Genomic DNA, 25,951 nt, shown 5'->3' with positions numbered 1-25,951 from the left:
TTCCATCGTCCGAACGTATCGCTCCGACGCACCTGCCCCGCGCCGACCCGGTGTCAGGCCGGTGTCAGCTCCAGCATCGAGATCTCCGGCGGGGCGCCCACACGCACCGGCGGACCCCACGCACCTGCCCCGCGCGTCGTGTAGATCGTCGTGTCGCCGACGGTGTCGAGACCCTCGACCGTGGGCTGCTGGAGCGGCACGAGATACCGCAGTGGCCAGATCTGCCCGGCGTGCGTGTGACCCGACACCTGCATGTCGACACCGGCTTCCGACGCCTCGCGTGCCTGCAGCGGCTGATGGGCGAGCAACAGGACGAAGCGGTTCGGGTCGCGTCCGGCCAGAGCAGCGCCGAGGTCGGGCTCATAGGGGCGCGGCGCGGTCGCGTCGTTGATGCCGGCGACATCGATCTGCGCACCGTCACGCGTCACCGTGGTCCGCTCGTTGCGGAGGACGTCGACCCCCAACGAGTCCCACAGATCGAGCCACCGCCCGCCGTCGTCGGCGTAGAACTCGTGGTTGCCGCTCACGGCGAACACACCGAGCGGCGCGGAGAGGTCGCGCAGCGGCGTGAGGTCACTCCCGACATGCTCGACGGTTCCGTCGATGAGGTCACCGTCGAGGATGACCATGTCGGGGCGCTCGCTGTTGATGCGATCGACGACCTCCCGGACGAAACCCACCCCGCGCGACGGTCCGGCGTGCAGATCCGACACCAGTGCCACCGTCGTGCCGGTGAAGGCAGTGGGGAGGCGATCGAGGGCCACCGTCGTCCGGGTGATGCGGGGATGCGCCGCCTCGACCAGGCCGTATCCGACGGCGGCCACCGATGCGACCACCACCACGGCCGACCCGATGCGGTTGGCGCGCAACCGGATCGCGGAACTCTCCCGGCCGCGGGCGACGTGGCCGAGGCGCACACCGAGCGTGACGACACCGAGGACGATGGTGCCGAGCAGCAGATAGAGCACGACCGCCATCCACGTCCATCCCACGAAGGCGGGCCACCGAGACCACGCCGGGTCGAACGCCGAACCGGAACCGAACCCGATCAGCGCGAGGACTCCGGCGACCACGAGGAGCACGTCGGCCCCGATCGCGGCGCGACGCGACAGTCGGGTGGTGCGAACGAATCGCAGATGGAGCACAACGGTGATGAGAGCGAGGAGGATCCCGACGATCGGAAGGTTGGACATCGTGGTCGCCAGGATACGGACACTTCGGACCTCGGGGCGCGCGGCCAAAAGGGCGTCCCGCACGTCGACGACCCGTACCGTGAGACCGAGCGTTCAAACCATGAGCACTTCTCCGCCCGTGCATCACCACCGCGCGCGCGTCCGCTCCATCCGTGAACACCAGACCGAGGAGTCACCATCAGCACAACCGCAGTCGCCGTCGAGATCTTGGCGGAACGTTCCACCACCACGACCAGTGTCGGCATCATCGGCTACATCATCATCGGCGGCCTCGCCGGCTGGATCGCCAGCAAGTTCATGGGCACCGACGCTCAGATGGGCATCGTCCTCAACGTCGTCGTCGGTGTCATCGGCGCGTTCCTCGGCGGATTCCTGCTGAGCTTCGCCTTCGACACCGCCAGCGGCGGTTGGTTCTTCACCTTCCTCACCGCACTCATCGGCTCGGTGATCCTGCTCTTCATCGTCAAGCGTCTCCGCAAGTAGCTCCTACTGCAGGCGCCTGGTGGCCTGCTTCACCAGTCCGCCACCGATGATCAGGCGTTGGATCTCGCTGGTGCCCTCGTAGAGGCGCAGCAGCCGGGCGTCGCGGAAGATCCGTTCGACGACGACGCCCCGCATGTATCCGGCACCGCCGTGCACCTGCACGGCGGTGTCGGCCACGGTGCCGAGCATCTCGGTGCAGAACAGCTTCGCCATCGACGGTGCGATCCGCCGGTCGGTCTCGGCCACCCACTGTCGTGCGGCCTCCCGCACGATGGTCCGCCCCGCCATCACCTGCGTGGCCATGTCGGCGATCATCGCCTGCACCAACTGATTGCTTCCGACGGGTGTGCCGCCCTGGGTGCTGATCGCCGCCGAGGTCACCGACTCATCCAGCGCACGCTGCGCCTGGCCCACCGCGACCGCAGCGATGTGGATGCGGCCCCGCGCCAGGATGGTCATCGCCGCCCGATAACCCACGTCGGCGTCGCCACCGACCAGGGCTTCTGCCGACACCCGCACCTCGTCGAAATGCACCGTCGCCGTGAGGGAACCCTCCTGGCCCATCTTCTTGTCGGCCGGCGCCACGCTCACACCTTCGGCGTCGGCGGGCACCAGGAACACCGCGATCCCCGGCCCCTCGGCGTCGGCGTCGCGGTAGCGCGCGAACACGACGAACAGGTCGGCGGTGGGGGCGTTGGTGATGTACCGCTTCTCGCCGGTGAGCACCCATTCGTCACCATCGGCGACGGCCTTCGTGCGCAGTCCGGCCGGGTTCGATCCGGCGCCGTCCTCGGTGAGGGCGAACGACGCGACGACCTCGCCGGAGGCGATCTTCTCGAGCCATGTCTTCTTCTGCTCATCGGTACCGAACTGCACCAGCACCTGCCCGGCGATGCCGTTGTTGGTCCCGAACATCGACCGCAGCGCGAGGCTGGTGTACCCGAGCACCTCGGCCAGGCGCACCTCCTGCGCGAGGTCGAGACCGAGGCCTCCCCACTGCTGGGGGATCGCGAACCCGAACAGTCCGAGATCGCGCGCGGCCTGCCGCAGATCGGCCGGGATCTCGTTGCCGTCGGCGATCTCCTGCTCACGGGGAATCACCTTCGTGCGGATGAACTCCTCGGTGGTGGCGAGGATCTGTCCGAGTTCCTCGGCATCGACCTCGGCGCCCGACACGGCGAGGTCACCGGCTCCGGGGCCGTCGATGGTGGGGCCGACCTGCGTTGTCGTCATCGGTCCAGCGTAGGTCGCCGCCCGCTGTGTCACACCGGGTTCGGGGCCGGTCGGGGGTCGATCCTGTCCGGGGGTCGATCAGCCGATGTGCGCCGCGAGGACCTGGTCGAGCAGGTGGGTGACGGCCGGACGCGCACGATCGGCGTCGGCGGCGACCAACCCGATACGCGTGCGGCGGTGCAGGATGTCGTCGGCGTCGACCGCGCCCTCGGCGGTGATGGCGAACTCGACCTCGGCCCGCGTCACGTCGATCCCGGGGGCGATCGGCCCGAGCGGCGCACTGATCGTGGCACCCTGCACCACGCGATCGGACTCACCGCCGAAGCGCGCGATGAGCGACGCCGGTAGTCGACGGTTGCGCGTACCGTGCGCCCCGACCAGCGGGATCGAGTCGGTGACACAGGGATGGGCGTCGAGACGCGCACGGGCGACGGCGGCGTCGACCGCGTCGGCGGCCATCGTGCGGTAGGTGGTGAGCTTGCCGCCGACCACGGTGACGAGCCCGTCGTCACCGACGGTGACCGAGTGCTCCCGGGAGAGGTCGGCCGTCTCACCGTCGGCCTGCAGCAGCGGTCGCAGACCGGCGAACGTCCCGATCACGTCGTCGCGCGACACCGGCCGAGCGAGTGCGGTGTTCAGGGTCGCGATGATCGAGTCGATCTCGTCGTCGGAGGCCTGCGGGACGGCGGGCACCGTGCCCGGCGCGTCGACGTCGGTGAGGCCGGCGTAGACGCGGCCGAGCTGTTCGGGCAGCGCGAACACGAACCGGTTGCGGGCGCCGGGGATCGGCACGGTGAGGGCGCCGGTGGGGTATCCCAGTGTCGCGGCGTCGAACACGAGATGCGTTCCGCGACTGGGACGCACCGTGATCGAGTCGTCGACGGTGCCCGCCCACACGCCCGTCGCGTTGATCACCGTGCGCGCACGGATGTCGAGGTGGTCACCGGTGATCCCGTCGATCACGGTCGCGCCCTGACCGGTCACCTCGGTGGCACGCATCCGGGTGCAGATCGCCGCGCCGTGGGCGGCCGCGGTCCGCGCGATCGCGACGACGAGTCGTGCGTCGTCGACGAGCTGGCCGTCGTACGAGCGCCATCCACCGCGCAGTCCCTCGGTCTCGACGGCGGGACACGCCGCGATCACCTCGGACGCCGAGATGCGGGCGGGATGCGCCAGCACATCGGCCGGGGTGCGTGCGCCGCGACGCAGGAGGTCGCCCACGGCGAAACCCGTTCCCACGAGGGCACTCCCGATGGCGGCATCGACGCGTCCCCGCATGCCCGGTCCGGCGGTGCCGTGGCCCGCGGAGTAGGACGGGACGACCTGGGCGACGGGGGAGACCAGGTGTGGCGCGATGGTGGTCATGAGGTTGTGCCGCTCGACGGCGCTCTCCCACGCGATCCGGATGTTGCCCGAGGCGAGGTAGCGGAGTCCGCCGTGGACCAGTTTGCTGCTCCACCGGCTGGTACCGAAGGCCAGGTCCTCGGCCTCCACGAGTGCGACGGTGAGACCACGCGAGGCGGCGTCGAGCGCCACGCCGACGCCGGTGACGCCGCCACCGATCACGAGGACGTCCCACGGTCTGCGCCGGGACTGCAGGCTCGTGCGGTCGCGGCGCGAGCGTTCGGGGCCGAGGTCGGCGCTGAAGGGATGCGGTGGTGTGGTCATGATCGTTCCTCGTCCCGATCACCGTCGCCGGTCGGGGTGTCCGCGGTGGTCGTCGGCACCGACACCGGCTCGACCGGGGTCAGGTAGCCGCACAGGGCACGCGTCAGTTCCTGCGACCAGTCGCCGCCGAGCACCGGGGCCACCACCGATCGGGACTGGATCGCCGACTGGGTGATGAGCAGGACCATCGCGCCGAGACGCATCGGGTCGCCCGAGCGGACGGCGCCCACCTGCTGGGCCTGCGTGATGCGGCTGTCGAGGAGTGCGAGGACTCCGCGTTGGCTGGCTCCCAGTCGCTGGAACACGTACGGCGCCATCAGATCCGGCTGTCGGCGCAGCAACGACGAGAACAGGGTGTCCTCGCTCAACGCGATCGCGGCGCCGACGATCCCGTCCACGAGAGCCGCGAGCACCTCCGGGGGACTCGATTCGGGCGCGGAGTCGATCGCGGCGTCGACGGCGGTGATGTGCTCGGTCACCAGGCTCGTCATGTCACGGGTCAGGAGGTCGCGGATGACCGCGCTCACCTCGGGCCATCGCCGGTAGACGGTCGGTCGGCTGACGCCGGCCTCGCGGGCGACCTCGGCGAGGGTCAGCTTGCGTCCGGATCCGCGGACGAGGCAGCGCCGTGCCGCGTCGAGGACGTCGTTCCTGGTTGACATGTTGTGTAAAACTGTAACGCATGATTGCCCCGCCGTCTGCCGCTCGTGCCCACGGATCAGCCCGGATCGGTCTGCCGCCGATGCAGTGGAACGCCTGGGGAGTCGCCGAGGAGGCGACGACCCTCTCGCCGGCGATCCTCGACCTCGTGCGCAGCGCGCTCGGGGTGAGCGGCGACCCGCGACCGGCGGCTGCGATCGACGAGGTGACCGTCGCATCGACCCGCGTGACCGACGACGACCGCGCGGCGCTCGCCGACATCGTGGGTTCGGGGTGCGTCTCGGTGGATCCGCAGGACCGTCTGCGCCGTGCCGGCGGCAAGAGCACTCCCGACCTGCTGCGTCGGACCGCGACCGAGCAGGACGCGCCCGACGCGGTCGTCGCTCCCGGGACCGAGGACGAGATTGCCGCGATCCTCGCCTGGTGCGCGGATGCCGGGGTCGCGGTGGTCGCCTTCGGCGGCGGCACCGGTGTCGTCGGCGGGCTCGATCCCGATGCCGGGCGTCACCGTGCCGTGATCTCGCTCGATCTGCACCGGTTCGACTCCCTGATCGATCTCGACACGACGTCGGGGATCGCGGTGCTCGGTGCCGGCGTCTCCGGTCCACGCGCCGAGGAACTGCTCACCGAGCACGGATTCTCGCTCGGCCATTTCCCCCAGAGTTTCGAGTTCGCCACCATCGGCGGGTTCGCGGCGACCCGCTCGTCGGGTCAGGACTCGGCCGGTTACGGACGCTTCGACGACATGGTCGTCGGGCTCACGGCGATCACCCCGCGCGGAACGCTCCGCCTCGGCCCCGTGGCCAAGTCGGCGGCCGGGCCCGACCTCCGGCAGATGGTCCTCGGATCGGAGGGCACCCTCGGGATCATCACCGCCGTAGCGCTGCGGGTGCATCCGACGCCGCCGCACGCCGTGAACGAGGCGTGGCACTTCGCGAGCTTCGCCGAGGGCGCAGCCGCGGTCCGCGCGGTCGTCCAACGGGGGACCGGTCCGACGGTGCTGCGACTGTCCGATGAGGTGGAGACCGGCGTCAACCTCGCCAGCCCCGGTGCCATCGGGGTCAGCGACGACGCCGTGGCCGGCGGTGTCCTCGCGATCACCCGGTTCGAGGGCGACGAGTCGCTCTGCGCTGCGCGGCGCGATCTCACCGCGGAGACGCTGCTGGCCGCGGGCGGCACCTCTCTGGGTGCCGCGCCGGCCGACGCATGGGAGCACGGCCGGTTCCGCGCGCCCTACCTGCGTGACGCACTGTTGGCGATCGGTGTGGGATGCGAGACCCTCGAGACCGCGACCACCTGGGCGAAGGTCCCCGCGCTGCGCGACGCGGTCGTCGCGGCGTTGACCACCGCACTGTCTCGTCCGGCCGCCGGCCTCACGGACGGTTCGCCGGCGCTGGTGATGTGCCACATCTCGCACACCTATCCGACCGGCGCCTCCCTCTACTTCACGGTCGTCTACCGGCTGGGTGACGACCCGCTGGCGCAGTGGGCGGCGGCCAAGGCCGACGCGTGCGCCGCGATCGTCGCCGCGGGCGCGACCATCACCCACCACCACGCTGTCGGGGCCGACCACCGGCCGTACCTGTCGGCGGAGATCGGCGAGGTCGGGGTCGCGATGCTGCGAGCGGTGAAGGACGCGCTGGACCCGGCGGGCGTGCTCAATCCCGGGACGTTGATCCCGTGACCAGTTCCGATCGCGGACCGGTCTCGTCTGTGGTGGCGCTGGTCAACCCGACGTCGCGCAACGGGGCGGCGATGGCGACGGCCCGGGAGGCGATCGCCGCCATGACCGCCCGCGGGGTGTCCGTCGACGCGCGATCGGGGTCGTCGGCCGCCGACGCCGCGATGATCGCCCGCGAGGCGGTGGCACAGGCGGGTGACCCGACATCGGGCATCGACGCCGTGGTGGTGATCGGTGGTGACGGCACCATCGGCCCCGTGCTCGAGGCGGCTCGCGGTACGCGGGTGCGCGTCGGCCTCATCCCGGCGGGCACGGGCAACGACCACGCACGTGCCCTGGCAATCCCGACCGGTGACGTCAGCGGAGCGATCGACATCATCACTGCAGGTCACACGCGTCGGTGCGACCTCGCGCGGCTCACCGTCGGCGACCGCACCACCACCTTCGGCACGGTCGCGGCGATCGGGCTCGACGCGGCCGTCACCGAACGCGCGGTGAACATGGCGCACCCTCGCGGGCAGTCGCGGTACGCACTGGCCGCTGTCGCCGAGATCGCGGCGCTGCGGCCCCGTCGGTTCCGGGTGACCGTCGACGGGATCGTGCACGAGATGGATCTGGTGATGGCCTCGGTGGGCAACACGCCGAGTTACGGCGGCGGCATGCGGATCTGCCCCCAGGCACGCATCGATGACGGCCTGCTGGATGTGACCCTCGTCGAACACACATCCCGACTGCGACTGCTGCGCCTGTTCCCGACGATCTACCGCGGGACGCACATCTCGCGTCGCGGGGTGCACACGCTGCGTGCGCGCACCGTGACGATCGAGACGGCCGAGCCGACACCGGTCTCCGCCGACGGGGAACTGCTCGGGGTGACCCCGGTCACAATCGAGATCGACGCATCCGCAATGGATTTCCTCAGCCCCCGACAGGCGGGTTCTCCACAGGCGTGACGGCCCTTTATCCCCACTGTCCACAGGCGTTCTGTGGATAAGTCGTGATTCGTGCTGGCCGCCAACGATTTCGATGGAGAAACGACGAAACCCGAACCGTCACAGACGATTCGGGCTTCGCGAGCAGCTGGTCTCAGCTGAGCTTGTCCTTGATGTTCTCGCCGACCTTCTTCACGCCGGCCGAACCCTGGTCCTTCTTGCCCTCGGCCTCGAGGTCCTTGTTGTCGGTGACGTCACCGACGACCTCTTTTGCCTTGCCGATGGCGTCTTCGGCGGCGTTCTTGGCCTTGTCAACAATCCCCATGAGAATCTCCTGTTGTCTCCCCCGACCGACGTCGGGGCGTTCGTGGACCATGCACCGGCGGCGCACGGGTAGAAAGGTCAGCGACAGTGTCGTCGCAGGTCAGCGGGCTTGATCCGCAGCGGCCTTCTCGCTGGTGGCGCCGGCGGTGGAGAGCTCACCGGTGTAGCTCTCGAGGTGCGCACGGACGAACCAGTGGAACTTCTCGAGCTCGGCGGTCTGTCCGATGAGGATGTCCTCGGTGACCGGGTCGAGCTTGCCGGTGGTCTCGATCGCGTCGCGGTGCGAGGTGATGAAGCCGACGTAGACCATGTCGAGGGCACCGAGATGCGCCTGGACGGTGTCGCGACCGAGGCTGTAGTCGTCCCAGCTGCGGCTGTCCTCGATGGCCTTGGCGGTGCCCTTGGGCGACTCGCCGAGGGTGGCGATGCGCTCGGCCAGGGTGTCGGCGTAACCGCGCACCAGCTCGACCTGCGGGTCGATCATCTCGTGGACGCCGATGAAGTTCGTGCCGACGACGTTCCAGTGGACGTGCTTGAGGGTCAGATGCAGGTCGTTGAGCGCGCTCAGTCGTTCCTGCAGCGTCGCGACCACGGTCGCAGCGCTGTCTGCGGTCAGTCCGGGTGTGGTGAAAGGAGCCATGTCTCCGACGGTAGGTCGCCACATGGGGCTTGCCCACCACTGGAGAAGATCGCAACCAGACCGATTCGACGATCACGAAACGGTAACGGCGAGCCGTGACCTCACCGAGACCGCTGCGAGACCACACCGTGATGATTCGGGGTGCGGGGCTGCTACCTGCATCTGTCAGCGTAGGGGTCATGGACGAGCAGACCACCACGGTCGACGAGATCGACAGCCGCGACGACTCCCGCCGCGAATGGCGGTCGGTCAACGCCGTCGTGATGGTGCTCGCCCTGCTGACCTGCCTGTTCGTGATCGCGCTGCCGATGCTGGGGTCGCTGGCGCTCGCCGGCGCCGTGTTGGGACTCTTCACCGGCGCGGGTCTCGCGACCCTCTTCGTGCTCTCCCGCGTGCAGGACTAACTTTCCGGGCCACCCGGCCGGGTGTCGTGGGCGCTCGGCGCGAGACCGTCGCGCACCGCCACCGACTCGACCCCTGCCGGCTCGAATATCTCGATGGTCACGTCTGTGTCGCGGTAGCCACCCGACGCGGCCGAGAGCACCTCGGTGAGCCGCCGATGGATCTCGTCTCCCGACCACCGATGCTCGGCCACCGGATGCCGCCAGTCGACGGCGACGACCGTTGCCCCGGAGGCGTGCTGATCACGGATCCACCCCAACACCCGCGCCAGCGGTTCTGCGTCGAGGTAGTAGAGGACCTCGCTGGCGACGACGAGGTCGTAGGTCTCGGCAGGGGTCCACGTGCTGAGGTCGGCGACCTCGAACCGCACGCGCTCGGAGTCGGCCACCAATCGTCGCCGTGCGATCTCGACGCCGCGCGGGTGCAGCTCGACGCAGTGGATGCGATCCACGCGCGCGAGCAGCTGTTCGGTGAGTGCACCCGTCGACGACCCCAGCTCGAGCGCGCTGCCGAAACGCGCCCGCGGGAGCGCGGCGACGGTGAGCTCGCGCTTGCGCCGCTCGTAGAAGTGGTCGTCGAAACCCCACGGGTCGTCCGACCGCGCGTACATCCGCTCGAAATACGCCGGGTCGGTCACGTGAAGAACACCTCGGTGCGCCCGGTGAGGCGGTCGAGGATCTGTGGTGGCAGCACCGCGCGGTCGGCAGGGTCGGGGGACAGGTCGGTGATCTGGCTGACGAACGCGGCGACCGCCCGCATCTTGGCCGCATGCGCGCCCTCGGAGAGAGGGTGTGCACTCGCGCGATCCCACGGAACCGCGGGATCGCCGGGGGCGGCCCAGTGCCACATCCACACCGGGTACTCGGCGAACACCGACCCCGTGCGCTGTGCCGCGGCCACCGCAGCCCGCCCGGCCGCCTCGTGATCGGGATGACGGTCGCCGCGCCAGGGCGCGAGAACCAGATCGTGGCCACCGAACGTCTCCATCGCCTCGACCACCGCCTCCTCCATCTCGGCGGCGTGGTCGGCGAGCTCCCCGTCGGGCAGACCCACATGCCTGACGTGCTCGACCCCCACCTCGGCCAGGGAAGCCTCCAACTCGGCGCGACGTATCCGCGCCAGGTCGGCAGGCGACACCGTCGGCGAACCGGGATGCGACGCGGCACCGTCGGACAGGCAGAGCACCGTCACCCCACCCCCGGCGGCGATCCTCTCCGCGATGAGCCCACCCGCACCGAGGACCTCGTCGTCGGGATGGGCCGACACGACCAACATCCGCGTGGGTTCGGCGAGTTCCAGGGCGGGCAGCCGGTGCGTCGACAGCCAGTCCCGCCACTCCTCGGCGGTCGCGAGCCCCTCAGCACCGAACCCCCCTGCGTTGAACCCCTCTGCGTCCTCACTGGTGACATCGGCGGCGGTCATGGTGCCTCTCTCGCATCGATCTCGGTGCACAGTCGTCCGAGCGCGATCAGGTCGCGTTCGGCGTGCGACTGCCGGATGTAGACGGTGAGATCGGCGACCGCACCCGCGTGTGCCGCGTCGGCGACCAGCGGTCCCGGTCCGCGGCTGCGGCCCACGCGATCGATGATCTCGCCGGCCACCGACTCGATGTGCGCCCGCACCCGCAACGCGAGCACCTGAGCGGCCACGACGTCGTCGGGCGCATCGTCGATGGCGGCCGCGGCGGAGGCCAGGACGGTCTCACCGGTGAAGAGTGCCACCTCCACCGCACCGCGGTGCATGAGCGCGACATCGTCGTCGCGAGGGTGAGCGAGCACGGCCTGCGCCACGCGTTGCGCGCCGCCGAACCAACACGCCGCGACCCCGATGGCGCCGTGCCAGAAGCCCGGGCGCCCGAAGTAGTCCTCGGCGTCGGCGATGAAGGTGGCCGGAGTCGCGTCGAAGGCGACGGCGTGGGTCTCGGTGGCGCGCATCCCCGCGGCGTGCCAGTCGTCGTTCCCCACGGTGATGCCCGGTGCGTCGAGGGCGACGGCGAGCAGGACGCGTCGGCCCTCGTGCCACGCCGTCACGAGTGCGTGTGTGCAGCCGAGGGAACCCGAACACCAGGGCTTGGTCCCGTGCAGAGACCAGGTGTCCGTGGACGCGGGGTCCGGGTGGGCCGCGAGCGCGGGCGGCGGACCCTCCGCGGCCCACACACCCCATCGTTCGCCGGGGGCGGGTGCCGGGGCACCGAGGTCGTGCAGGATCGCCTCGGCATCGACGTGGGCCTCCAGCAGGCGCCCGGTGGAGATGTCCGCGCGAGCTGCCTCGGTCAGGGCTCGCAGTCGTTCTGCCGTGTGTCCACGGCCGGGGAGAGGGAGGGTGGGGCCGATCCCCGCGATAGGGGCGGTCATCCGGCCACCGCACTCGGTGTGGCGGTGACGGGGGTGTCGAGGAGTGCGGGCAGCGACGTCGCGAATCCCGCCGGCACGCGCCCGCGGGCTCGGGTGGAGGTGACGACCGGCGCCTGTGCGCTCCACTCGATCGCGTACCGCTGCGCCCGGAGTCGGTGCACCAGGTCGACGTCCTCGTCGTGGGTCAGCGGCGCGAACCCGCCGAGTGCGCCGTAGACCGATGCGCGCATGCCCAGGTTCGCGCCGTGGATGTGCCGGTGGCCGTCGCGGTCGACGTACTGCGCGGCGAACCGTTGCGCGGCGTCGTGCGGCCACCGCTCCCAGTTCTCGGGGACGATGGTGCCGACGACGGCATCGGCTCCCGCGTCGGCCAGACGCAGATGATGCACGAGCCAGTCGGCCGGAACCCGTGAATCGGCATCGGTGTTCGCGAACCAGACGTCCGCGGCGCACGGGAACCCGGAGAACCCCGCCGCCCGCGCGACACCGACGTTGCGCGCGCCGATGGTGCGCACCTGGACGTGCCGTCCCACGACGGTCTCGGATCCGTCGTCACACGCGTCGGCGACGACCACCACCTGTACCGGCACCGACACCTGCGACGCGGCGCGATCGATGGCGGCCAGGGCCTCGGGCAGGTCGTCGCGCTCGTTGTGTGCGGGCACCACCACGACGCATCGCGACACGGCGGTCACCGCCGATCACCGGAACCCAGGATGCCGCTCGCGACGACCTCGGCGGCGTCGCGGTACACCGCACCGGCACCGGCCTGCAGGAGCTCACCGCGACCCACCCCGCCGGTCAGGACGCCGATCCCGGGGACGCCGCGGTCGGATGCGGCGACGAAATCCCATGTGGCGTCACCGATCATCACCGCATCGGCGGCACGCACACCGGCACGGTCGAGCGCGATGCCGACGATCGTCGAGTCCGGCTTCGCGGTGTCCACATCTGCACCCGATGTAATGGCGTCGACGAGATCGTCGACGCCGAGAAGTTCTCGCAGCACGGCCAGTTCGTGGTCGGGGGCCGAGGTCGCCAACACGACACGCATGCCCAGACGCTTGGCCTCCCGTACCAGCTCGCGCGCACCGGGCAGGACAGTGAGCTGCGAGGAACGCTCGGCGTACGCACGGTCGTGGGCGTCGGACAGGCGGGACTCGAGGTCGTCGGATCCGGCGTCGCCGGTGGAGACCTCGATGAGCTCCGACACCAGCAACGCACCGTCTTTGCCGATGCGCCGGTGAATCTCCCAGTGCGGCACCGTCAGATCACTCTCGGCGAAGGCCTCCCGCCACGCGGCGACGTGCGTGTACACAGAGTCGACGAGGGTGCCGTCGATGTCGAACAGGGCCGCCCGTGGTTCACTCACGCGCGGTCGCGTGCCGGGGCACGCACCGATTGCATTGCGCAGACAGGTAATTGCAGATATGCGAACAGCATGAGGGAACGGCCTTCCGAAGGCTCGAGGATGTGCGACGAACCACCCGAGGACTTCAGGCACGTATGCCCGAGTCTAGTCAGGCCGGGGGGGCTGTCAACACCGACGAGCGTTCGTCCGTGACAGTATGGGCAGGTGAGGAGGCCCGACCGTGGATGAGATGACCGAATCGAGCACGCTCCTCGCGCTGGCGCGCCTCGCGCGTTCTCTGCAGGAGCAGGACGACTCCGATGGCGAAGATGCACTGCTGCAATCGATCACGGCCAGTGCGGTCGAACTCGTCGCCGGTACGGACTACTGCGGTATCACGTTGGTCGAGAAGGACACGCTGACCTCGGTGGCGCCCACCGACGATGTCGCCGCCCGCGTCGACGCCATCCAGCACGAGCGTCGCGAAGGTCCCTGCCTCGATGCCGCATGGGCCGACCACATGGTCCGCGTCCCCGACTACGAGACCGAGACCCGGTGGCCCTCGTTCGTGTCCGCGGTGCGCACGGAGACCCCCGTACGCTCGACGCTGGCGTTCCAGCTCTACCGCGGTGAATCCACCATGGGGGCTCTGAACCTGTACGCGCACAACGCGAATGCCTTCGACGCCGAGTCGGAGGAGGTGGGGCTCGCGGTCGCCACCCACGCTGCTCTGGCACTCTTCGCGGCGCGTCGCGACGATCAGTTCGCCAGCGCGCTGGCCAGTCGCGACACCATCGGGCAGGCCAAGGGGATCGTCATGGAGCGATTCGACGTCGATGCGGTGCAGGCGTGGGAGCTGATGCGGAAACTCTCCCAGGACGCCAACATCAAGGTCGCCGAACTGGCACGCAAGCTCATCGACGCCGACCACCCCACCAAGCGCCGCGACCTGCTGAACTAGCGATCGCGACGGTCGACGCGGGTCAGCTGGGTCGTGCCTCGTGACCGATCCGGCCGTGGGTGCGACGGCGCTCTTTCATCTCCGACTCCATGACATGACGTCGGCCGTCCAGGAGCTCGTCGCGCGTGCGCTTCTCGAAGTCCTTCACCGTCGTGTAGTAACCGTCGTCGAACTCCTCCACGAGCTGGAACGTCCATCGACCCGGAAAGGTGTTGGCGCCGACGACCTCTCGCCGCATGTCGGCCGCGAGGTCATCGTGTCCGGCGGGCGTCGGACACGCCGGCGGGACGCCGGTGTTCGTCGTCGACCGGTAGGTCGTCTGCGTCGTCGGCCCCGGGCCGATCAGACAACGGTGAACCGACTCAGGATCGAGTGCACGGCCTGGGTGACGGTCATGCGGTCATAGGTCTGCACGAAATCGAAGGTGCGCTCGAGGTCGGGGCCCTCGTCGTGGAGATCGCGCGCGGCGAGCAGGGCGCAGAAGTGGGGACCGAGAACGGCCACGTTCCACTCGTCGGCCAGAGGATCGTCGGGATCGAGCGGCGCGTGCTGCACGTTCCCGTCGATCATGTTCACCAGGCCGACTCCGTAGACGCCGGCCAGACCGGCGTGCTCGGCCATTTCCTTCCAGCGCTTCGCCGTGAGCAGCGTGAAGAACTTCGCGTGCTGGAAGGTGCCGAGGACCACGACCGCCGCACCGGCCGCCGATGCCTGCGCCTCCAGCGACTTGCTCATCTCGATGAGCAGGTGCTTGGTGCCGCGGCGGGGGCGGTGCACCGCCGACCCGATGGCGTAGGGCGTGGTCGGTCCGGTCTCGGGCGTCGACCACACCGGGGCCTCGGGCAGGGGCACGATCGCCTCGTCGCCGAACTCCGCGGGGTCTTTCACCGGGGGATAGAGGTCACCCAGCCCGTAGGTCGCACCGACGGTCAGCGCCGCCATCTTGAGCGCCACCGAGTCGACACCCTCCGCGATGACCACGGCGTGGCTGCGCTCCACGTGCGCCGCCAGGGCATGGGCGAGACGTGCCATGTCGGGCTCGGTGGTGCGGGTCAGGAGTTCGGGTCCGGTGATGATCACGTCGGGCTCGATGAGCGCCAGCATCGTGATGGCGTATTCGCTCACCCCGAGGCCGTCGACACAGATCACCCGACCGGCACGACGTGCCGCGGCGACCTTCGCCATCGTTCGCTGGGGGCTGTGCAGCATCTCGTCGGGCTGGACCGAGACCGCGAGCCGCTCCAGCGAGGGCTCGAGATCGTCGTCGTCGACCGAATCGAGGTCGACCGTGACCAGCAACGGGAGGATGTCGGCGATCGTCTGCGCCTGTTGGGTGGCCGCGAACGCGAACTTGTGGTGATCGAGGATGTGTTCCTGCTGCATGAGGCGAGCAGCGTGCCGAAGAGATTCAGCGGTGCTCAGCGCGGACCCCGCGGGGCCGCGCACCTGGAGCTCGGCCGCGGCGAGAGCACCGTCGGTGAGACGTCGTACAGGCGCGAACTGCACAGACACCTCCAACGCCCCGACGAAGGAATCCTCGTCGTGACTCGAGCGTACCGGTCGTGAGTCGGTGGAAATACGCCTCACCGACCCGTGGTCGAGAGTGCGCAGGTGGAGACCGTGAGAGCGGTCCCGGGAGAGAAGGCCATGATGCGTGTCCCGTCTTGCCCTCGCCGTTTCGCAGCCGCACCGGCAGCGGATCGGTTCACGCTGCGTCAGATCTGATCCGGGATGTCCGGAGGGTTGATCGTGCGGGTCACGGAGGAGGAGGGGATGTAGTCGTTCGCGAGGCCAGTGTCTCGACCTGACCACAGAGTAGCCGGATTCGGCCCGTACGTCACGGGCCGGTAACCGACCACACGACCAGGTAACGGAATGATAACGACGGCGACAGGGTCAGGAACCCGGTCGATCGGGCTGCTCCTGCCACCACGCCAACAGCGCCGCCTCGGCCTCGTCACGGTCGAGCGGACCGCGATCGAGACGCAGTTCCTTGAGGTGCCGCCACGCGCGGCCGACCACCGGGCCCGCGGGCACACCGAGCAGTTCCATGATCGCGTTGCCGTCGAGATCGGGCCGCACCCGCTGCAGGTCCTCCTGCTCGGCGAGGACGGCGATGCGACGCTCGAGGTCGTCGTAGGTGCGCTGTAGCCGCTGAGCTCGGCGTTTGTTCCGCGTCGTGCAGTCGGCGCGCACCAACTTGTGCAGGCGGGGGAGCAGGTCACCGGCGTCGGTGACGTAGCGCCGGACCGCGGAGTCGGTCCACTTGCCCTCGTCGTACCCGTGGAAGCGCAGATGGAGGAACACCAGGGTGGCGATCTCCTCGATCACCGCCTTCGGGTACTTCAACGCCTTGAGTCGCTTGCGCACCATCTTCGCGCCCACGACCTCGTGGTGATGGAAGCTCACCCCACCGTCGGGTTCGTGCCGTCGCGTGGCCGGTTTGCCGATGTCGTGCAGCAGCGCCGCCCACCGCAGGACGAGATCGGGATCACTCTCCTCGAGATCGATCGCCTGCTGCAGCACCGTCAGCGAATGCCAGTACACGTCCTTGTGCTGGTGGTGCTCGTCGATCGCCAGCTTCATCCCCGGGATCTCCGGCAGCACCCGCTCGGCGAGACCGGTGTCGGTGAGGGCCACGACGCCCTCGACGGCGTGCTCGCCGAGGATCATTTTGTCCAGCTCGGCCGCGACACGCTCGACGGTGATGCGCTGGATCTGATCGGCCATCTCGGTGATCGCCGTGATCACCCGCGGGGCCGGGTTGAACCCCAGCTGCGCGACGAACCGCACCGCGCGCAGCATCCGCAGCGGATCGTCGGTGAACGACACCTCCGGCGGCGACGGGGTGTCGAGCACCCCGCGGACCAGGTCGGCCATGCCGTCCAGCGGGTCGATGAACTCCTGCTCGCCGCCCGCGCCGAGACGGACCGCCATCGCGTTGACCGTGAAATCCCGCCGCACGAGATCGCCCTCGAGGGTGTCGCCGAACTCGACCAGGGGATTACGGGTCACCTGGTCGTAGGTGTCGGCACGGAACGTCGTGATCTCGATCTGGTGGCCGGCACGCGACGCGCTGACCGTGCCGAACTCGATACCGGTGTCCCAGACGGCGTCGGCCCAGCCGCGCAGCAGCGCCTGCACATCGGCCGGTCGGGCGTCGGTCGTGAAGTCCAGATCGGTCCCCAGACGGCCCAGCACCGCATCGCGCACCGAGCCCCCCACAAGAAACAAGGAGAAGCCGCGGTCGGCGAAACGGTCACCGAGGGGCGTGAGGACGTCGGAGAACTGCCGCAGCGAGATCACCGCATTCGTCAGCAGACGGGTGCGGCGCTCGTCGGAGGACTGGCCGGCCGATGCTGTCACGAGGTGACAGCCTACCGACCCCGTGATCGCCCCGATCCGCCGTCGCCGACTCGCCGACCTCGCATGTTCCCCGAGCTGTCGCACCTGCCGTTCTCCGCAGGGGGACACCCGCCGTTCCCCGAACGGGGGGTTACAGGCGGCTAGCATCGTGGGGTGTCAGCCGAACCCACCGAGCCGAATCGCGATGTCGCAGGACATCCGCGTCGTCGGCGCGGCAAGAGGCGCGGCGGACGCCGACGGGGTTCGGCGACGGCCACGGGCATCGTCGCGGTCCCCGACCCCCATTCGGCGCCCACTGATTCTGCGGGCATCGCCCCGACGACGTCGGGCCCGGCCGCTGCCGGGTCCACCGAGACCCCCGGCGCAGCCACGGGTGGTTCCCGACGCGGGCGGCGCGGGCGGCGTCGCAAGCCCAGCCGCCCCACCTCCGACACCCCCGACAACGCCGTCGGCGGCTCCCGAGGCGGTGACGGCGACGTCACCGTCGCGGTCAAGCCCTCCGATCTGCGCGCCGCCGTCCGCCCTGCGGGCCGTGCGCCCCGATCGACGCCGACCGACGCGAACGCCGACGCGGGTCCGCGGCTGCGCACCGTGCGCGAGACCTCGGCCGGTGGCCTGGTGGTGTCGAACATCGACGGTCCGGCCGACGACCGGTGCGCCGCACTCATCGGCCGTGTCGATCGGCGCGGACGCATGATGTGGTCACTTCCCAAGGGACACATCGAGACCGGGGAGACCGTCGAGCAGACGGCCATGCGTGAGGTCGCCGAGGAGACCGGCATCGAGGGCACCGTCGTCGCCTCGCTGGGCAAGATCGACTACTGGTTCGTCAGCGAGGGCAAACGGATCCACAAGACCGTGCACCACTACCTGATGCGGTCGACCGGCGGTGAACTCTCCGACGCCGACTACGAGGTCGCCGAGGTGGCCTGGGTCCCGCTGTCGGACCTACCGAAGAAGTTGACCTACTCCGACGAACGCCGGCTCGCCCGCGCCGCCGCCGACGTCCTGGACTCCCTCACCTCCGACCCCGAGCTCCTCGCCCGCTCCGAGGCCGACAACGTGCGCACCGAGCCCAACGAATACGAAAAGGCCGCCGCCGCACGCAACCAGCGCCGCAAGGAACCGGTGCGCGCGCCGCGTCCACGACGCCGTCGTCGCGGCCCCCGACGCCCCGCCGCGGCGGACGGGAGCCCGGGCCCGACTGCGGCCCCGGCGCAGCCGGAATCGACACGGACGCAGCCCGAGGAGACGCGAGGCGCCCGCGAACCGCGTCACGACGGATGACCCGGCATCGACCGCCGGTACGAGGCCACCGGCGCACCGGTGCACGTGCCGCCGCGACGCTGCTCGCGGCGATCGTGTCGGCGATGTGGATCGCCGGAACCGGACCCGTCGGCGCGGCACCGTTCCCCGAACCCGCCGAATTCGTCAACGTCGCGATCGACTCGGTGTCGCCGTCGACGGTGACCACCTCGAGCCCGTCCACGGTGACGGTCACGGGCACGCTCTCCAACGTCGGTGACCGCCCGGTGCGCGATCTGGTGATGCGACTGCAGCGCGGCGACGCGGTGCAGTCGTCGACGGGCCTGCGATCGTCGCTCACGCGTGACACCGCGCAGTACGAGGTGACGACACCGTTCCGCGATGTCGCCTCCGAGCTCGACCCGGGACAGCGCCGGAGCTTCTCGCTGACCGTCCCGCTGTCGGCGCCCGCCGAGCCCCAAGCCGGCGGCGGCACAGCAGGACTCGGGATCGACACCCCCGGCGTGTACCCCCTGCTGGTCAACCTCAACGGCACGCCCGATTACGGCGAGGCCGCCCGCCTCGACGACTCCCGCACGCTGCTCTCGGTGCTGGGCCTGCCGCCCGACCGAGGTCGTGCGACGACCGCCGCGGGTGCGATGGCCGCGGGATCGGCCGACGCGCCGGGTGTCGGGACCGACGGTTCGGTCGCGCCGACGGTCTCCACACCCACGCAGTTCACCCTGCTGTGGCCGCTGGCCGCGCCGGGCCAACTCGCCCCCGGTGTCCCCGGCGGCGGGGATTCCGACGTCCGCCTCGTCAGCGACGATCTCGCCACCTCGCTGAATTCGGGCGGACGGCTCGACGGACTGCTGACCACCCTCGACGACGCGACGTCGACCGCGGACGCACCCCTGACCCGCAGCACCTGCATCGCCGTCGACCCCGATCTGCTGGTGACGGTGCAGGCGATGACGACCGGGTACGTGGTGTCGCGCGATCCCACCGACCCACGATCGGCCACCCGCGAGGGAACCGGCGCCGCCGCGGCGCGGGCATGGCTGGAACGGTTGCGGACGATGGCGTCGCGGCTGTGTGTGGTGGCGCTGCCGTTCGCCCAGGTGAACCTCGACACCCTCTCGGCGGCCGCCGACCCCGCGCTCACCCGGACCGGCCTCACGTCACCGGCCGAGATCGTCGACACCATCCTGGGGGTCACCAGCCTGCGCAACCTCGTGGTGCCCACCAGCGGAGCCCTTGACGCCACCGCGGCCGGTCTGCTCACCGCGAACCGACTCGACCGCGCGCTCGTGGCGTCGTCGTCGATACGCACCGCGACGCCGTCGGGGACCGGGCAGTACCGCGCGGCCGACGTCGGTGTCGCGACCTACGACCCGTCGGTCACCACGGCGCTGGCCGCCATGGGCGCAGCCCCCTCGACCCCGGCGATCACGCCCACCGATCAGCGGTTCGATCTCGACTCCGAGTCGCAGGACAGCCGACGCGTCGCGGCCACCTCGGCGTTGACCTACTCGGCCATCGCCCCGACCACCGGTTCCGCCGCGGCGCGGATCGGGGCTCCGGTCGACACCCCCGTGGTGGGGCGCAGCGAGGTCGTCGTGCCGCCCGCGGTCTGGTCGGCCTCGGCCGACGACGCCCGGGCCGTGCTCGACACCGCCACACTGCTGCTCGACGCCGGTCTCGCCGCACCCCGGCCGCTCGGGACCGTGGCCGCCGACCTCACCGACACCTCCACGACGGCCGAACTCCAGACGCCCCCCGACACGACCGTCGACCTGACCACCCTCGACGCCGACACCACCGGGATGATCACGCGGGCGACGTCGATGATCTTCCAGATCGAGGCCTCGATGGTGGCGCGCAACGACGTCGCGATGTCGCCGCGCACCTACGTCGCACCGCTGGTGGAGGACTTGATCCGCGCCATGCGGTCGGCACCGGTCGACGACACCGCGGACCGGCGTTCGATGGTGGCGACCGCACGGGCCCGGGTCGGAGCGGTCGATCGTGCCGTCGACCGGATGCGTGACTCGGTCGGCATCCTCGATCCCGGGGGGAAGTACACGCTCGCCTCCGAACGCAGCCCGTTGCTGCTGGTGGTGCGCAACGACCTGCCCCTGTCGATCCGCGTCCGCCTCGACACCGCGGCGCCGCCGGATCTCGACGTCGGCGACATCGGTGTCATCGAGATCCCGCCGAAGGGCACCCGGCAGATCCAACTGCCGACCCAGGCGCGGTCGTCGTCGTCGATGACGGTCAACATCGCCCTGGTGACCTCGAGCGGTGTCGCGATGGGCAGTCCGATCGAGCTGTCAGTACATTCCAACGCATATGGGAAGGCGTTGTTCATCATCACGATCTGTGCCGGTGTGCTGTTGGTCCTGCTCGCGGGCCGACGGCTCTGGCACCGGTTCCGCGGACAGCCCGACCCGGCCGACTTCGACCGGCCCGAACCGGACGAGCGTGAGCGTCTGATGGCCGACAGTCGTTATCTGCACGGCGGACACGCGGGCGCCGGGGCGGACACCCTCGAGCACCCGTTTCCCCGGATCCGTTCGGCCGGCGACACCGACCGTGGCCACGATCCCGAGCTTCCCGGCGGCCGCGATGACTGACGGCCCCGACGTCACCCCGCACGATCGGGACGACGAGCGCGCCGACACCGGTTCCCGGGCGGCGCCGCGCCGCATCCCCGCCACCGGTGAACCGCTGGGTGACCCCGCGTACGGCCGGGCCGCGCCACGCGCCATCCGCCCGGCCGGACAACGCGTCTCCGACCCCGGGGCGCTCGACGAGCCGGAGTCGACCCGGTCGCGTCGGCGCACACGCACCGAACCGCCGCCGCCGCGACGCCGCCCCGCCGGGTATGCACCCACCGGACCCGCACCGGCGCAGCGCCGACCGCCGCCGTTCGAGGTGGCCGGTCGCCGGACGGGATGGGACGGGACCGAGTGGGACGACACCGTCGACCCGCCGACCCGCCGGATGGCGATCTCGGCACCGCCACACGCCGACCCGGGCGACATCGGCGAGGTCGAGATCAGCGACGAGACGATCCGGGCGCGGAAGTCCGCCGCCGGCGCGTCGGCGCAGCGCGACGCCCGCCCCCGGCCGGACGATTCCGACGCGAGCGTGTTGCGGACGAGTGGTTCGATCGCGCTGGCCACCCTGATCAGTCGGATCAGTGGTTTCGTTCGCACCATCCTGGTGTTGGCGTCGCTCGGCGCCGCGACGGCGTCGTCGTTCCAGGCCGCCTACGTGCTACCCAGCATCGTCGCCGAGGTGGTCCTCGGCGCGGTGCTGACCGCGATCGTGATCCCGGTCCTGGTGCGTGCCGAGGCCGAGGATCCCGACGGCGGTGAGGATTTCGTCAACCGGATCTTCACCCTCGCGCTCACCACCCTCGGTGTCGCGACGGTCGTCGCGCTGGTGGCCGCCCCGCTGCTGACCTATCTCAACCTCGGCGACGGCGAGGTCAACCGCGATCTCGCGACCGCACTGGCCTATCTGCTGCTACCGGAGATCCTGTTCTACGGGATGTCGGCGTTGTTCACCGCCATCCTCAACATGAAGGGCGCGTTCCGTCCGGGGGCCTGGGCGCCGGTGTGCAACAACGTCGTCCAGATCGCCACACTCATCGTGTTCGCCCTGATGCCCGGTGAGATCTCGCTCGACCCGGTCCGGATGGGCGACGCGAAACTGCTCGTCCTCGGTGTCGGCACCACGCTCGGCGTCGTGTGCCAGGCTGCGATCCTCCTGCCGGCACTGCGACGCGCCGGGGTGCGGCTGCGGTTGCGGTGGGGTCTCGACGCCCGCCTGCGGGCGTTCGGACGGATGGCCGCGGCCATCGTCCTCTACGTCGCGGTGCTGCAGGTCGGGTTCTTCATCACCTACCGGATCGCATCGCACGCCGATGCCTCCGGCGTCAGCGTCTACGCGACCCACTGGCAGCTGCTGCAGCTGCCCTACGGCGTCCTGGGCGTCACCATCCTCACCGCGATCATGCCGCGGCTCTCCCGCAACGCCGCGGCGAAGGACACCCACTCGGTGGTCGACGACCTGTCGCTGTCGACGCGTCTGACCATGGTGGCGCTGCTGCCGATCATCACGTTCATGACGTTCTTCGGACCGGCGATCGCCATCGCCATCTTCAATTTCGGGCGGTTCGACCTGTCGGCCGCCGATCAGTTGGGGTCGGTCCTCAGCTGGGGTGCGTTCACGATCATCCCGTATTCGATGACGCTGGTGCAGCTGCGCGTCTTCTACGCCCGCGAGGACGCGTGGACACCCACGGCCATCGCCGTCGGCATCACCGTCGTGAAGTCGGTGTCGTCGTACCTCGGGCCCGTGCTGTTCGACGACGGTCAGACCGTGGTCCGCTGGCTCGCCTTCTCCAACGGCCTCGGTTACGTCGTCGGCGCGATCGTCGGCCACATGCTGCTGCGACGTCGGCTCGGGCGGATCCGCATGACCAATGTCTCGCGCACCACCCTGCTCACCCTGGCCGCCTCGGTGGGCGGTTGTGCGCTGGTGTGGGGCGTGTCGCAGGCGTCGGGCCTGCACCGATTCGCCTCCGATCACGGCAAGATCGGATCGCTGGCCTACCTGATCTTCACCGCGATCGTCGCCCTCGGACTCGTCTACACCGCACTGGTCCTCCTGCGGATCCCCGACGTGATCGCGGTCAGTGTCAGCGTCCGACGCATGCTCGGCCGGTTCATCCCGGCCATCGCACCGCGTGCGCAGTCGGCCGATGAATCGATCGCCGAGATGACCGTCGCGTTCCCGCGGATCACCGGCGACGAGAGCCTCCCCTATTCTGGGCAGGTACAGGTGTTGCGGCGATTCGATCGCGGTACAGCCAGCTGGCAGGCATATTCGGTACACACCGGTGGTGCGGTGGGTGGATCGTCGCCCGACGCGCCCAGGGATCTGCGGTATCGACGGAGAGGAGTTGGCCTCGTGGGTGACAACCGCGTCGACCCGGAGAAGGGTGTCGGGCCTGACGTCGACCACGGTGGGCTCCACGATCTGCCGGGATCGGTGAACACCGATCCCCGTCTGCGCGCCCTGCATCCCGACGCCTCCGCGTCTGCCGACGACACCGCCACCCGTGCTCAGCCCGCGGTAGGCGCACCCTCTCCGCCCGCGCCGACCGACGCGAATCCTCCTGCGGCACCGAACCCCCCGACGGGTCAGACGCCTGCCGGCGCCCCCGCGCCGACGGGCGCACCGCCGCGTCGCGGACCGCGCCTGGTGCCGGGCGCCGCGGTCGCCGGTGGCCGTTATCGACTGCTGCAGGCGCACGGCGGCACCCGCGGACTGCAGTTCTGGCGCGCACGCGACATCAACCTCGACCGCGACGTCGCCCTGACCTTCGTCGACGCCGATCAGACCTCGCCGCCACCGGAACCCGGTGCGGCCCAAGGCGTTCGCGGTGAAGGACCGCAGGCCGTGCTGTCGCGCACCCTGCGGCTGGGCCGGGTCAACTCACCCGGCATCGCCCGCGTCCTCGACGTGGTCCGGGGCTCGTCGGGCGGCATCGTGGTCGCCGAATGGGTGTCGGGTTCCTCGCTGGCCGAGGTCGCCAAGACCAAGCCGTCACCCGTCGGCGCCGCACGCGCCGTCCGTGCCCTGGCCGCAGCGGCCGAGGCCGCGCACCGGACCGGCAGCTCGTTGTCGATCGACCACCCCGACCGCATCCGGATCTCCCGTGAGGGCAACGCGGTGCTGGCGTTCCCCGGCACCATCGCCGGCGACGACAAGACCACCGACGTCCGCGGACTCGGTGCGGTGCTCTACGCGTTGCTCCTCGCGCACTGGCCGCTCGATCCCGACGGTGCCGCGAAGGCCATCACCAGCGCAACGACCGGCGAGCCCATCGGTGGGCTGCCGGTGGCCGAGCCGTCGGCCGCGGGCATCCCGAAAGAGCCGCGCGCCGTCCGCGCCGACGTGCCGTTCGAGATCTCCGCCGTCGCGGCACGGGCGTTGGAGGGCAACAGCGGGATCCGTACGGCCGCAACGATCCAACACGTCCTCGACCAGGCGACGGTCGTCGACCAGAAGACCGACCTCATGCCCGTCATCGGCGACGACACCGAGCGTCCGGCGCCCGCCACCAACGTCTCACCGCAGGCCGCGGGTCGTGGTGGGTCGCGTCTGTCGCTCTCCGACCGGTCACCGCGTTCGATGCGGGTCCTCGCCATCGCCGCCGCGGCCGGGCTGGTGATCCTGCTGCTCGTGATCGCGTTGATCGTCTGGCTCACCGACACCGTCGGCGGTTCCGACGGGCCGACCGACATCAACTCGATCATCACCTCATCGGCCCAGCCCGGTCAGTCCGGCGCAGCTGCCGCACCTGCCGGCGCGCTGAGCCTGCGGTCGGTCACCGTGGTCGACTACTCCAACCAGACCGCTGACTCGAGCACGAACGTCGGCAACATCATCACCGGGCAGGGTCCGGCGTGGAGCACCGACACCTACCGGGGCGGACCCCGCTTCGGCAATCTCAAGAACGGCCTCGGGCTGATGTTCGCGCTCGATCGCGCGGCCGCGGTCCGTACGGTCACGGTCCGAACACCCAATCCCGGTATCGCACTGCAGATCCGGATGTCACCCTCGGCGTCCGCGGGATTCGATGAGACGAGCCAGGTCGCCACCGCGACGGTCGACCGCCCGACGACCACGATCACCATCGACCAGCCGCGCTCGGCGCCGTTTGTCCTGGTGTGGCTTACGTCCCTCCCGCAGGGTGCGCGCGGTGGGTTCCAGGGGACCATCAGCCAGATCAGCATGGGCAGTTGACCGACGATCCCCTCGGTGTGACCGTCTGCGAGGACGGACTGGCCCGCCCGCCGTGGGCGGTGACGCCGGGCATGATGCGCGACTACTACGACACCGAGTGGGGGATGCCGGTCGACGGCGAGTCGGCCCACTTCGAACGTCTCTGCCTCGAGGGCTTCCAGTCGGGTCTGTCGTGGGCGACCATCCTGCGCAAGCGTCCCGCGTTCCGAGAGGTGTTCTGCGACTTCGACGTCGACACCGTCGCCGCCTTCGGCGAGACCGATGTCGAGCGTCTCCTCACCGACGCGCGGATCATCCGTCACCGCGGCAAGATCGAGGCCACCATCGGAAACGCCGCCGCCACGATCGCCCTGCGCGACGCCGTCGACGGGGGATTGGTGTCGCTGCTGTGGTCGTTCCGGCCCGATCGCACCCCCACCCCCGAGACGATCACCGAGGTGCCCACGTCGTCGCCCGAGTCGGTGGCGATGTCGAAGGAATTGCGACGCAGAGGTTTTCGGTTCGTCGGTCCGACCACGATGTACGCACTGATGGAGGCCCTGGGCATCGTCGACACGCACCTCGTGGGATCGTTCCGGCGAGGTTCGTCCGGGGTGTGGGCGCCCGACGGCAGCCCGCGGGCGCGGCGGTAGC

22 protein-coding genes and 1 pseudogene are annotated in these 25,951 nt (G+C 70.2%); 9 read left to right on the top strand and 14 right to left on the bottom strand.

The window, feature by feature from the left end; translation table 11 throughout:
* Positions 1-53 precede the first annotated feature (53 nt).
* Positions 54-1,193, bottom strand: a complete 1,140-nt coding sequence (locus tag ASG12_RS01750) for a metallophosphoesterase (protein WP_055787410.1) — start codon at positions 1,191-1,193, stop codon at positions 54-56.
* Between the two features lie 207 nt (positions 1,194-1,400).
* Between ASG12_RS01750 and ASG12_RS01745 the strand changes: the two genes are divergently transcribed.
* Positions 1,401-1,676, top strand: coding sequence for a GlsB/YeaQ/YmgE family stress response membrane protein (locus ASG12_RS01745; RefSeq protein WP_235455805.1), 276 nt, complete (start codon positions 1,401-1,403; stop codon positions 1,674-1,676).
* A gap of 3 nt (positions 1,677-1,679) precedes the next feature.
* Here ASG12_RS01745 and ASG12_RS01740 read toward each other — a convergent pair whose 3' ends face one another.
* From ASG12_RS01740 to ASG12_RS01730, 3 genes are all read right to left on the bottom strand, one after another.
* Positions 1,680-2,909: an acyl-CoA dehydrogenase family protein gene (locus ASG12_RS01740; protein ID WP_045824961.1), complete on the bottom strand. Its 1,230-nt coding sequence runs from the start codon at positions 2,907-2,909 to the stop codon at positions 1,680-1,682.
* A 78-nt stretch (positions 2,910-2,987) separates the two neighbouring features.
* On the bottom strand, positions 2,988-4,577 hold the full coding sequence (locus ASG12_RS01735) for a glycerol-3-phosphate dehydrogenase/oxidase (protein WP_082501572.1): 1,590 nt from the start codon (positions 4,575-4,577) through the stop codon (positions 2,988-2,990).
* Positions 4,574-5,239 carry a TetR/AcrR family transcriptional regulator gene (locus tag ASG12_RS01730; RefSeq protein WP_082501571.1) on the bottom strand — a complete coding sequence of 222 codons (666 nt, stop codon included), beginning with the start codon at positions 5,237-5,239 and terminating at the stop codon, positions 4,574-4,576. The genes ASG12_RS01735 and ASG12_RS01730 overlap by 4 nt, the downstream gene beginning before the upstream one ends.
* A 20-nt stretch (positions 5,240-5,259) precedes the next feature.
* On the opposite strand from ASG12_RS01730, the gene ASG12_RS01725 reads away from it, so the two are divergent.
* Together ASG12_RS01725 and ASG12_RS01720 are read left to right on the top strand one after the other, a co-directional pair.
* Positions 5,260-6,921: an FAD-binding oxidoreductase gene (locus tag ASG12_RS01725; RefSeq protein ID WP_055784468.1), complete on the top strand. Its 1,662-nt coding sequence runs from the start codon at positions 5,260-5,262 to the stop codon at positions 6,919-6,921.
* The gene (locus ASG12_RS01720) at positions 6,918-7,871 is read left to right on the top strand and encodes a diacylglycerol/lipid kinase family protein (protein ID WP_082501569.1); all 954 of its coding nucleotides are present in this window, start codon (positions 6,918-6,920) and stop codon (positions 7,869-7,871) included. Before ASG12_RS01725 ends, ASG12_RS01720 begins: the two co-directional genes overlap by 4 nt.
* Before the next feature lie 133 nt (positions 7,872-8,004).
* On the opposite strand, the gene ASG12_RS01715 is transcribed toward ASG12_RS01720, so the two are convergent.
* Both ASG12_RS01715 and ASG12_RS01710 read right to left on the bottom strand, forming a co-directional pair.
* Entirely contained in the window at positions 8,005-8,175 is a 171-nt protein-coding gene (locus ASG12_RS01715; protein ID WP_045821745.1) for a CsbD family protein, read from the bottom strand.
* Positions 8,176-8,274: 99 nt separating this feature from the next.
* Positions 8,275-8,814 carry a Dps family protein gene (locus tag ASG12_RS01710; protein WP_055784466.1) on the bottom strand — a complete coding sequence of 180 codons (540 nt, stop codon included), beginning with the start codon at positions 8,812-8,814 and terminating at the stop codon, positions 8,275-8,277.
* Between the two features lie 179 nt (positions 8,815-8,993).
* Between ASG12_RS01710 and ASG12_RS01705 the strand changes: the two genes are divergently transcribed.
* Complete coding sequence (locus tag ASG12_RS01705) at positions 8,994-9,218, top strand: hypothetical protein (RefSeq protein WP_055784464.1); 225 nt, start codon at positions 8,994-8,996, stop codon at positions 9,216-9,218.
* On the opposite strand, the gene ASG12_RS01700 is transcribed toward ASG12_RS01705, so the two are convergent.
* The 5 genes from ASG12_RS01700 to ASG12_RS01680 are packed head-to-tail and all read right to left on the bottom strand — an operon-like array spanning position 9,215 to position 12,942.
* Positions 9,215-9,853 (bottom strand): class I SAM-dependent DNA methyltransferase, encoded by a 639-nt coding sequence (locus ASG12_RS01700; protein ID WP_055784462.1) that lies wholly within the window; start codon positions 9,851-9,853, stop codon positions 9,215-9,217. The two genes, ASG12_RS01705 and ASG12_RS01700, sit on opposite strands and share 4 nt — an antisense overlap.
* Positions 9,850-10,638: a PIG-L deacetylase family protein gene (locus tag ASG12_RS01695; RefSeq protein WP_055784460.1), complete on the bottom strand. Its 789-nt coding sequence runs from the start codon at positions 10,636-10,638 to the stop codon at positions 9,850-9,852. Before ASG12_RS01695 ends, ASG12_RS01700 begins: the two co-directional genes overlap by 4 nt.
* A complete protein-coding gene (locus tag ASG12_RS01690) occupies positions 10,635-11,570 on the bottom strand; it encodes an acyl-CoA dehydrogenase family protein (RefSeq protein WP_055784458.1) in 936 nt (311 codons plus the stop codon). Before ASG12_RS01690 ends, ASG12_RS01695 begins: the two co-directional genes overlap by 4 nt.
* Positions 11,567-12,265, bottom strand: coding sequence for a glycosyltransferase (locus ASG12_RS01685; RefSeq protein WP_055784456.1), 699 nt, complete (start codon positions 12,263-12,265; stop codon positions 11,567-11,569). Before ASG12_RS01685 ends, ASG12_RS01690 begins: the two co-directional genes overlap by 4 nt.
* Positions 12,262-12,942, bottom strand: a complete 681-nt coding sequence (locus ASG12_RS01680; protein WP_055784455.1) for an HAD family hydrolase — start codon at positions 12,940-12,942, stop codon at positions 12,262-12,264. Before ASG12_RS01680 ends, ASG12_RS01685 begins: the two co-directional genes overlap by 4 nt.
* Positions 12,943-13,171: 229 nt before the next feature.
* Here ASG12_RS01680 and ASG12_RS01675 point away from each other — a divergent pair, with 229 nt between their 5' ends.
* The gene (locus tag ASG12_RS01675) at positions 13,172-13,882 is read left to right on the top strand and encodes a GAF and ANTAR domain-containing protein (protein WP_055787399.1); all 711 of its coding nucleotides are present in this window, start codon (positions 13,172-13,174) and stop codon (positions 13,880-13,882) included.
* Positions 13,883-13,904: 22 nt separating this feature from the next.
* Here the strand turns inward: ASG12_RS01675 and ASG12_RS01670 are convergent.
* The 3 genes and pseudogenes from ASG12_RS01670 to ASG12_RS01660 all read right to left on the bottom strand — a co-directional run.
* Positions 13,905-14,147, bottom strand: a pseudogene (locus tag ASG12_RS01670) (hypothetical protein); the annotation flags it as partial.
* Between the two features lie 77 nt (positions 14,148-14,224).
* Positions 14,225-15,388, bottom strand: a complete 1,164-nt coding sequence (locus ASG12_RS01665; protein WP_082501568.1) for a DICT sensory domain-containing protein — start codon at positions 15,386-15,388, stop codon at positions 14,225-14,227.
* A 390-nt stretch (positions 15,389-15,778) separates the two neighbouring features.
* On the bottom strand, positions 15,779-17,248 hold the full coding sequence (locus ASG12_RS01660) for a CCA tRNA nucleotidyltransferase (protein ID WP_055784451.1): 1,470 nt from the start codon (positions 17,246-17,248) through the stop codon (positions 15,779-15,781).
* A 153-nt stretch (positions 17,249-17,401) separates the two neighbouring features.
* Here ASG12_RS01660 and ASG12_RS01655 point away from each other — a divergent pair, with 153 nt between their 5' ends.
* The 4 genes from ASG12_RS01655 (at position 17,402) to ASG12_RS01640 (ending at position 25,950) form a co-directional block, all read left to right on the top strand.
* The gene (locus ASG12_RS01655) at positions 17,402-18,535 is read left to right on the top strand and encodes an NUDIX hydrolase (RefSeq protein ID WP_082501565.1); all 1,134 of its coding nucleotides are present in this window, start codon (positions 17,402-17,404) and stop codon (positions 18,533-18,535) included.
* Complete coding sequence (locus ASG12_RS01650; protein WP_055784449.1) at positions 18,532-21,129, top strand: DUF6049 family protein; 2,598 nt, start codon at positions 18,532-18,534, stop codon at positions 21,127-21,129. The genes ASG12_RS01655 and ASG12_RS01650 overlap by 4 nt, the downstream gene beginning before the upstream one ends.
* Positions 21,130-21,499: 370 nt before the next feature.
* On the top strand, positions 21,500-25,318 hold the full coding sequence (gene murJ, locus ASG12_RS01645) for a murein biosynthesis integral membrane protein MurJ (RefSeq protein ID WP_082501743.1): 3,819 nt from the start codon (positions 21,500-21,502) through the stop codon (positions 25,316-25,318).
* Positions 25,315-25,950, top strand: coding sequence for a DNA-3-methyladenine glycosylase I (locus ASG12_RS01640; RefSeq protein WP_055784443.1), 636 nt, complete (start codon positions 25,315-25,317; stop codon positions 25,948-25,950). Before murJ ends, ASG12_RS01640 begins: the two co-directional genes overlap by 4 nt.
* Position 25,951 lies beyond the last annotated feature (1 nt).

Source organism: Williamsia sp. Leaf354 (genome assembly GCF_001424365.1).
Classification (GTDB): Bacteria; Actinomycetota; Actinomycetes; order Mycobacteriales; family Mycobacteriaceae; genus Williamsia_A.
Note: the sequence above shows the minus strand (reverse complement) of the source record. Positions and strands in the feature narration are given on the sequence as shown.

Excerpts from the sequence above, each read along its gene's own strand:
- ASG12_RS01750 (WP_055787410.1), bottom strand. The coding sequence starts at position 1,193 with ATGTCCAACCTTCCGATCGTCGGGATCCTCCTCGCTCTCATCACCGTT.
- ASG12_RS01740 (WP_045824961.1), bottom strand. The coding sequence starts at position 2,909 with ATGACGACAACGCAGGTCGGCCCCACCATCGACGGCCCCGGAGCCGGT.
- ASG12_RS01735 (WP_082501572.1), bottom strand. The coding sequence starts at position 4,577 with ATGACCACACCACCGCATCCCTTCAGCGCCGACCTCGGCCCCGAACGC.
- ASG12_RS01730 (WP_082501571.1), bottom strand. The coding sequence starts at position 5,239 with ATGTCAACCAGGAACGACGTCCTCGACGCGGCACGGCGCTGCCTCGTC.
- ASG12_RS01725 (WP_055784468.1), top strand. The coding sequence starts at position 5,260 with ATGATTGCCCCGCCGTCTGCCGCTCGTGCCCACGGATCAGCCCGGATC.
- ASG12_RS01715 (WP_045821745.1), bottom strand. The coding sequence starts at position 8,175 with ATGGGGATTGTTGACAAGGCCAAGAACGCCGCCGAAGACGCCATCGGC.
- ASG12_RS01710 (WP_055784466.1), bottom strand. The coding sequence starts at position 8,814 with ATGGCTCCTTTCACCACACCCGGACTGACCGCAGACAGCGCTGCGACC.
- ASG12_RS01705 (WP_055784464.1), top strand. The coding sequence starts at position 8,994 with ATGGACGAGCAGACCACCACGGTCGACGAGATCGACAGCCGCGACGAC.
- ASG12_RS01695 (WP_055784460.1), bottom strand. The coding sequence starts at position 10,638 with ATGACCGCCGCCGATGTCACCAGTGAGGACGCAGAGGGGTTCAACGCA.
- ASG12_RS01690 (WP_055784458.1), bottom strand. The coding sequence starts at position 11,570 with ATGACCGCCCCTATCGCGGGGATCGGCCCCACCCTCCCTCTCCCCGGC.
- ASG12_RS01675 (WP_055787399.1), top strand. The coding sequence starts at position 13,172 with ATGACCGAATCGAGCACGCTCCTCGCGCTGGCGCGCCTCGCGCGTTCT.
- ASG12_RS01650 (WP_055784449.1), top strand. The coding sequence starts at position 18,532 with ATGACCCGGCATCGACCGCCGGTACGAGGCCACCGGCGCACCGGTGCA.
- murJ (WP_082501743.1), top strand. The coding sequence starts at position 21,500 with ATGGCGATCTCGGCACCGCCACACGCCGACCCGGGCGACATCGGCGAG.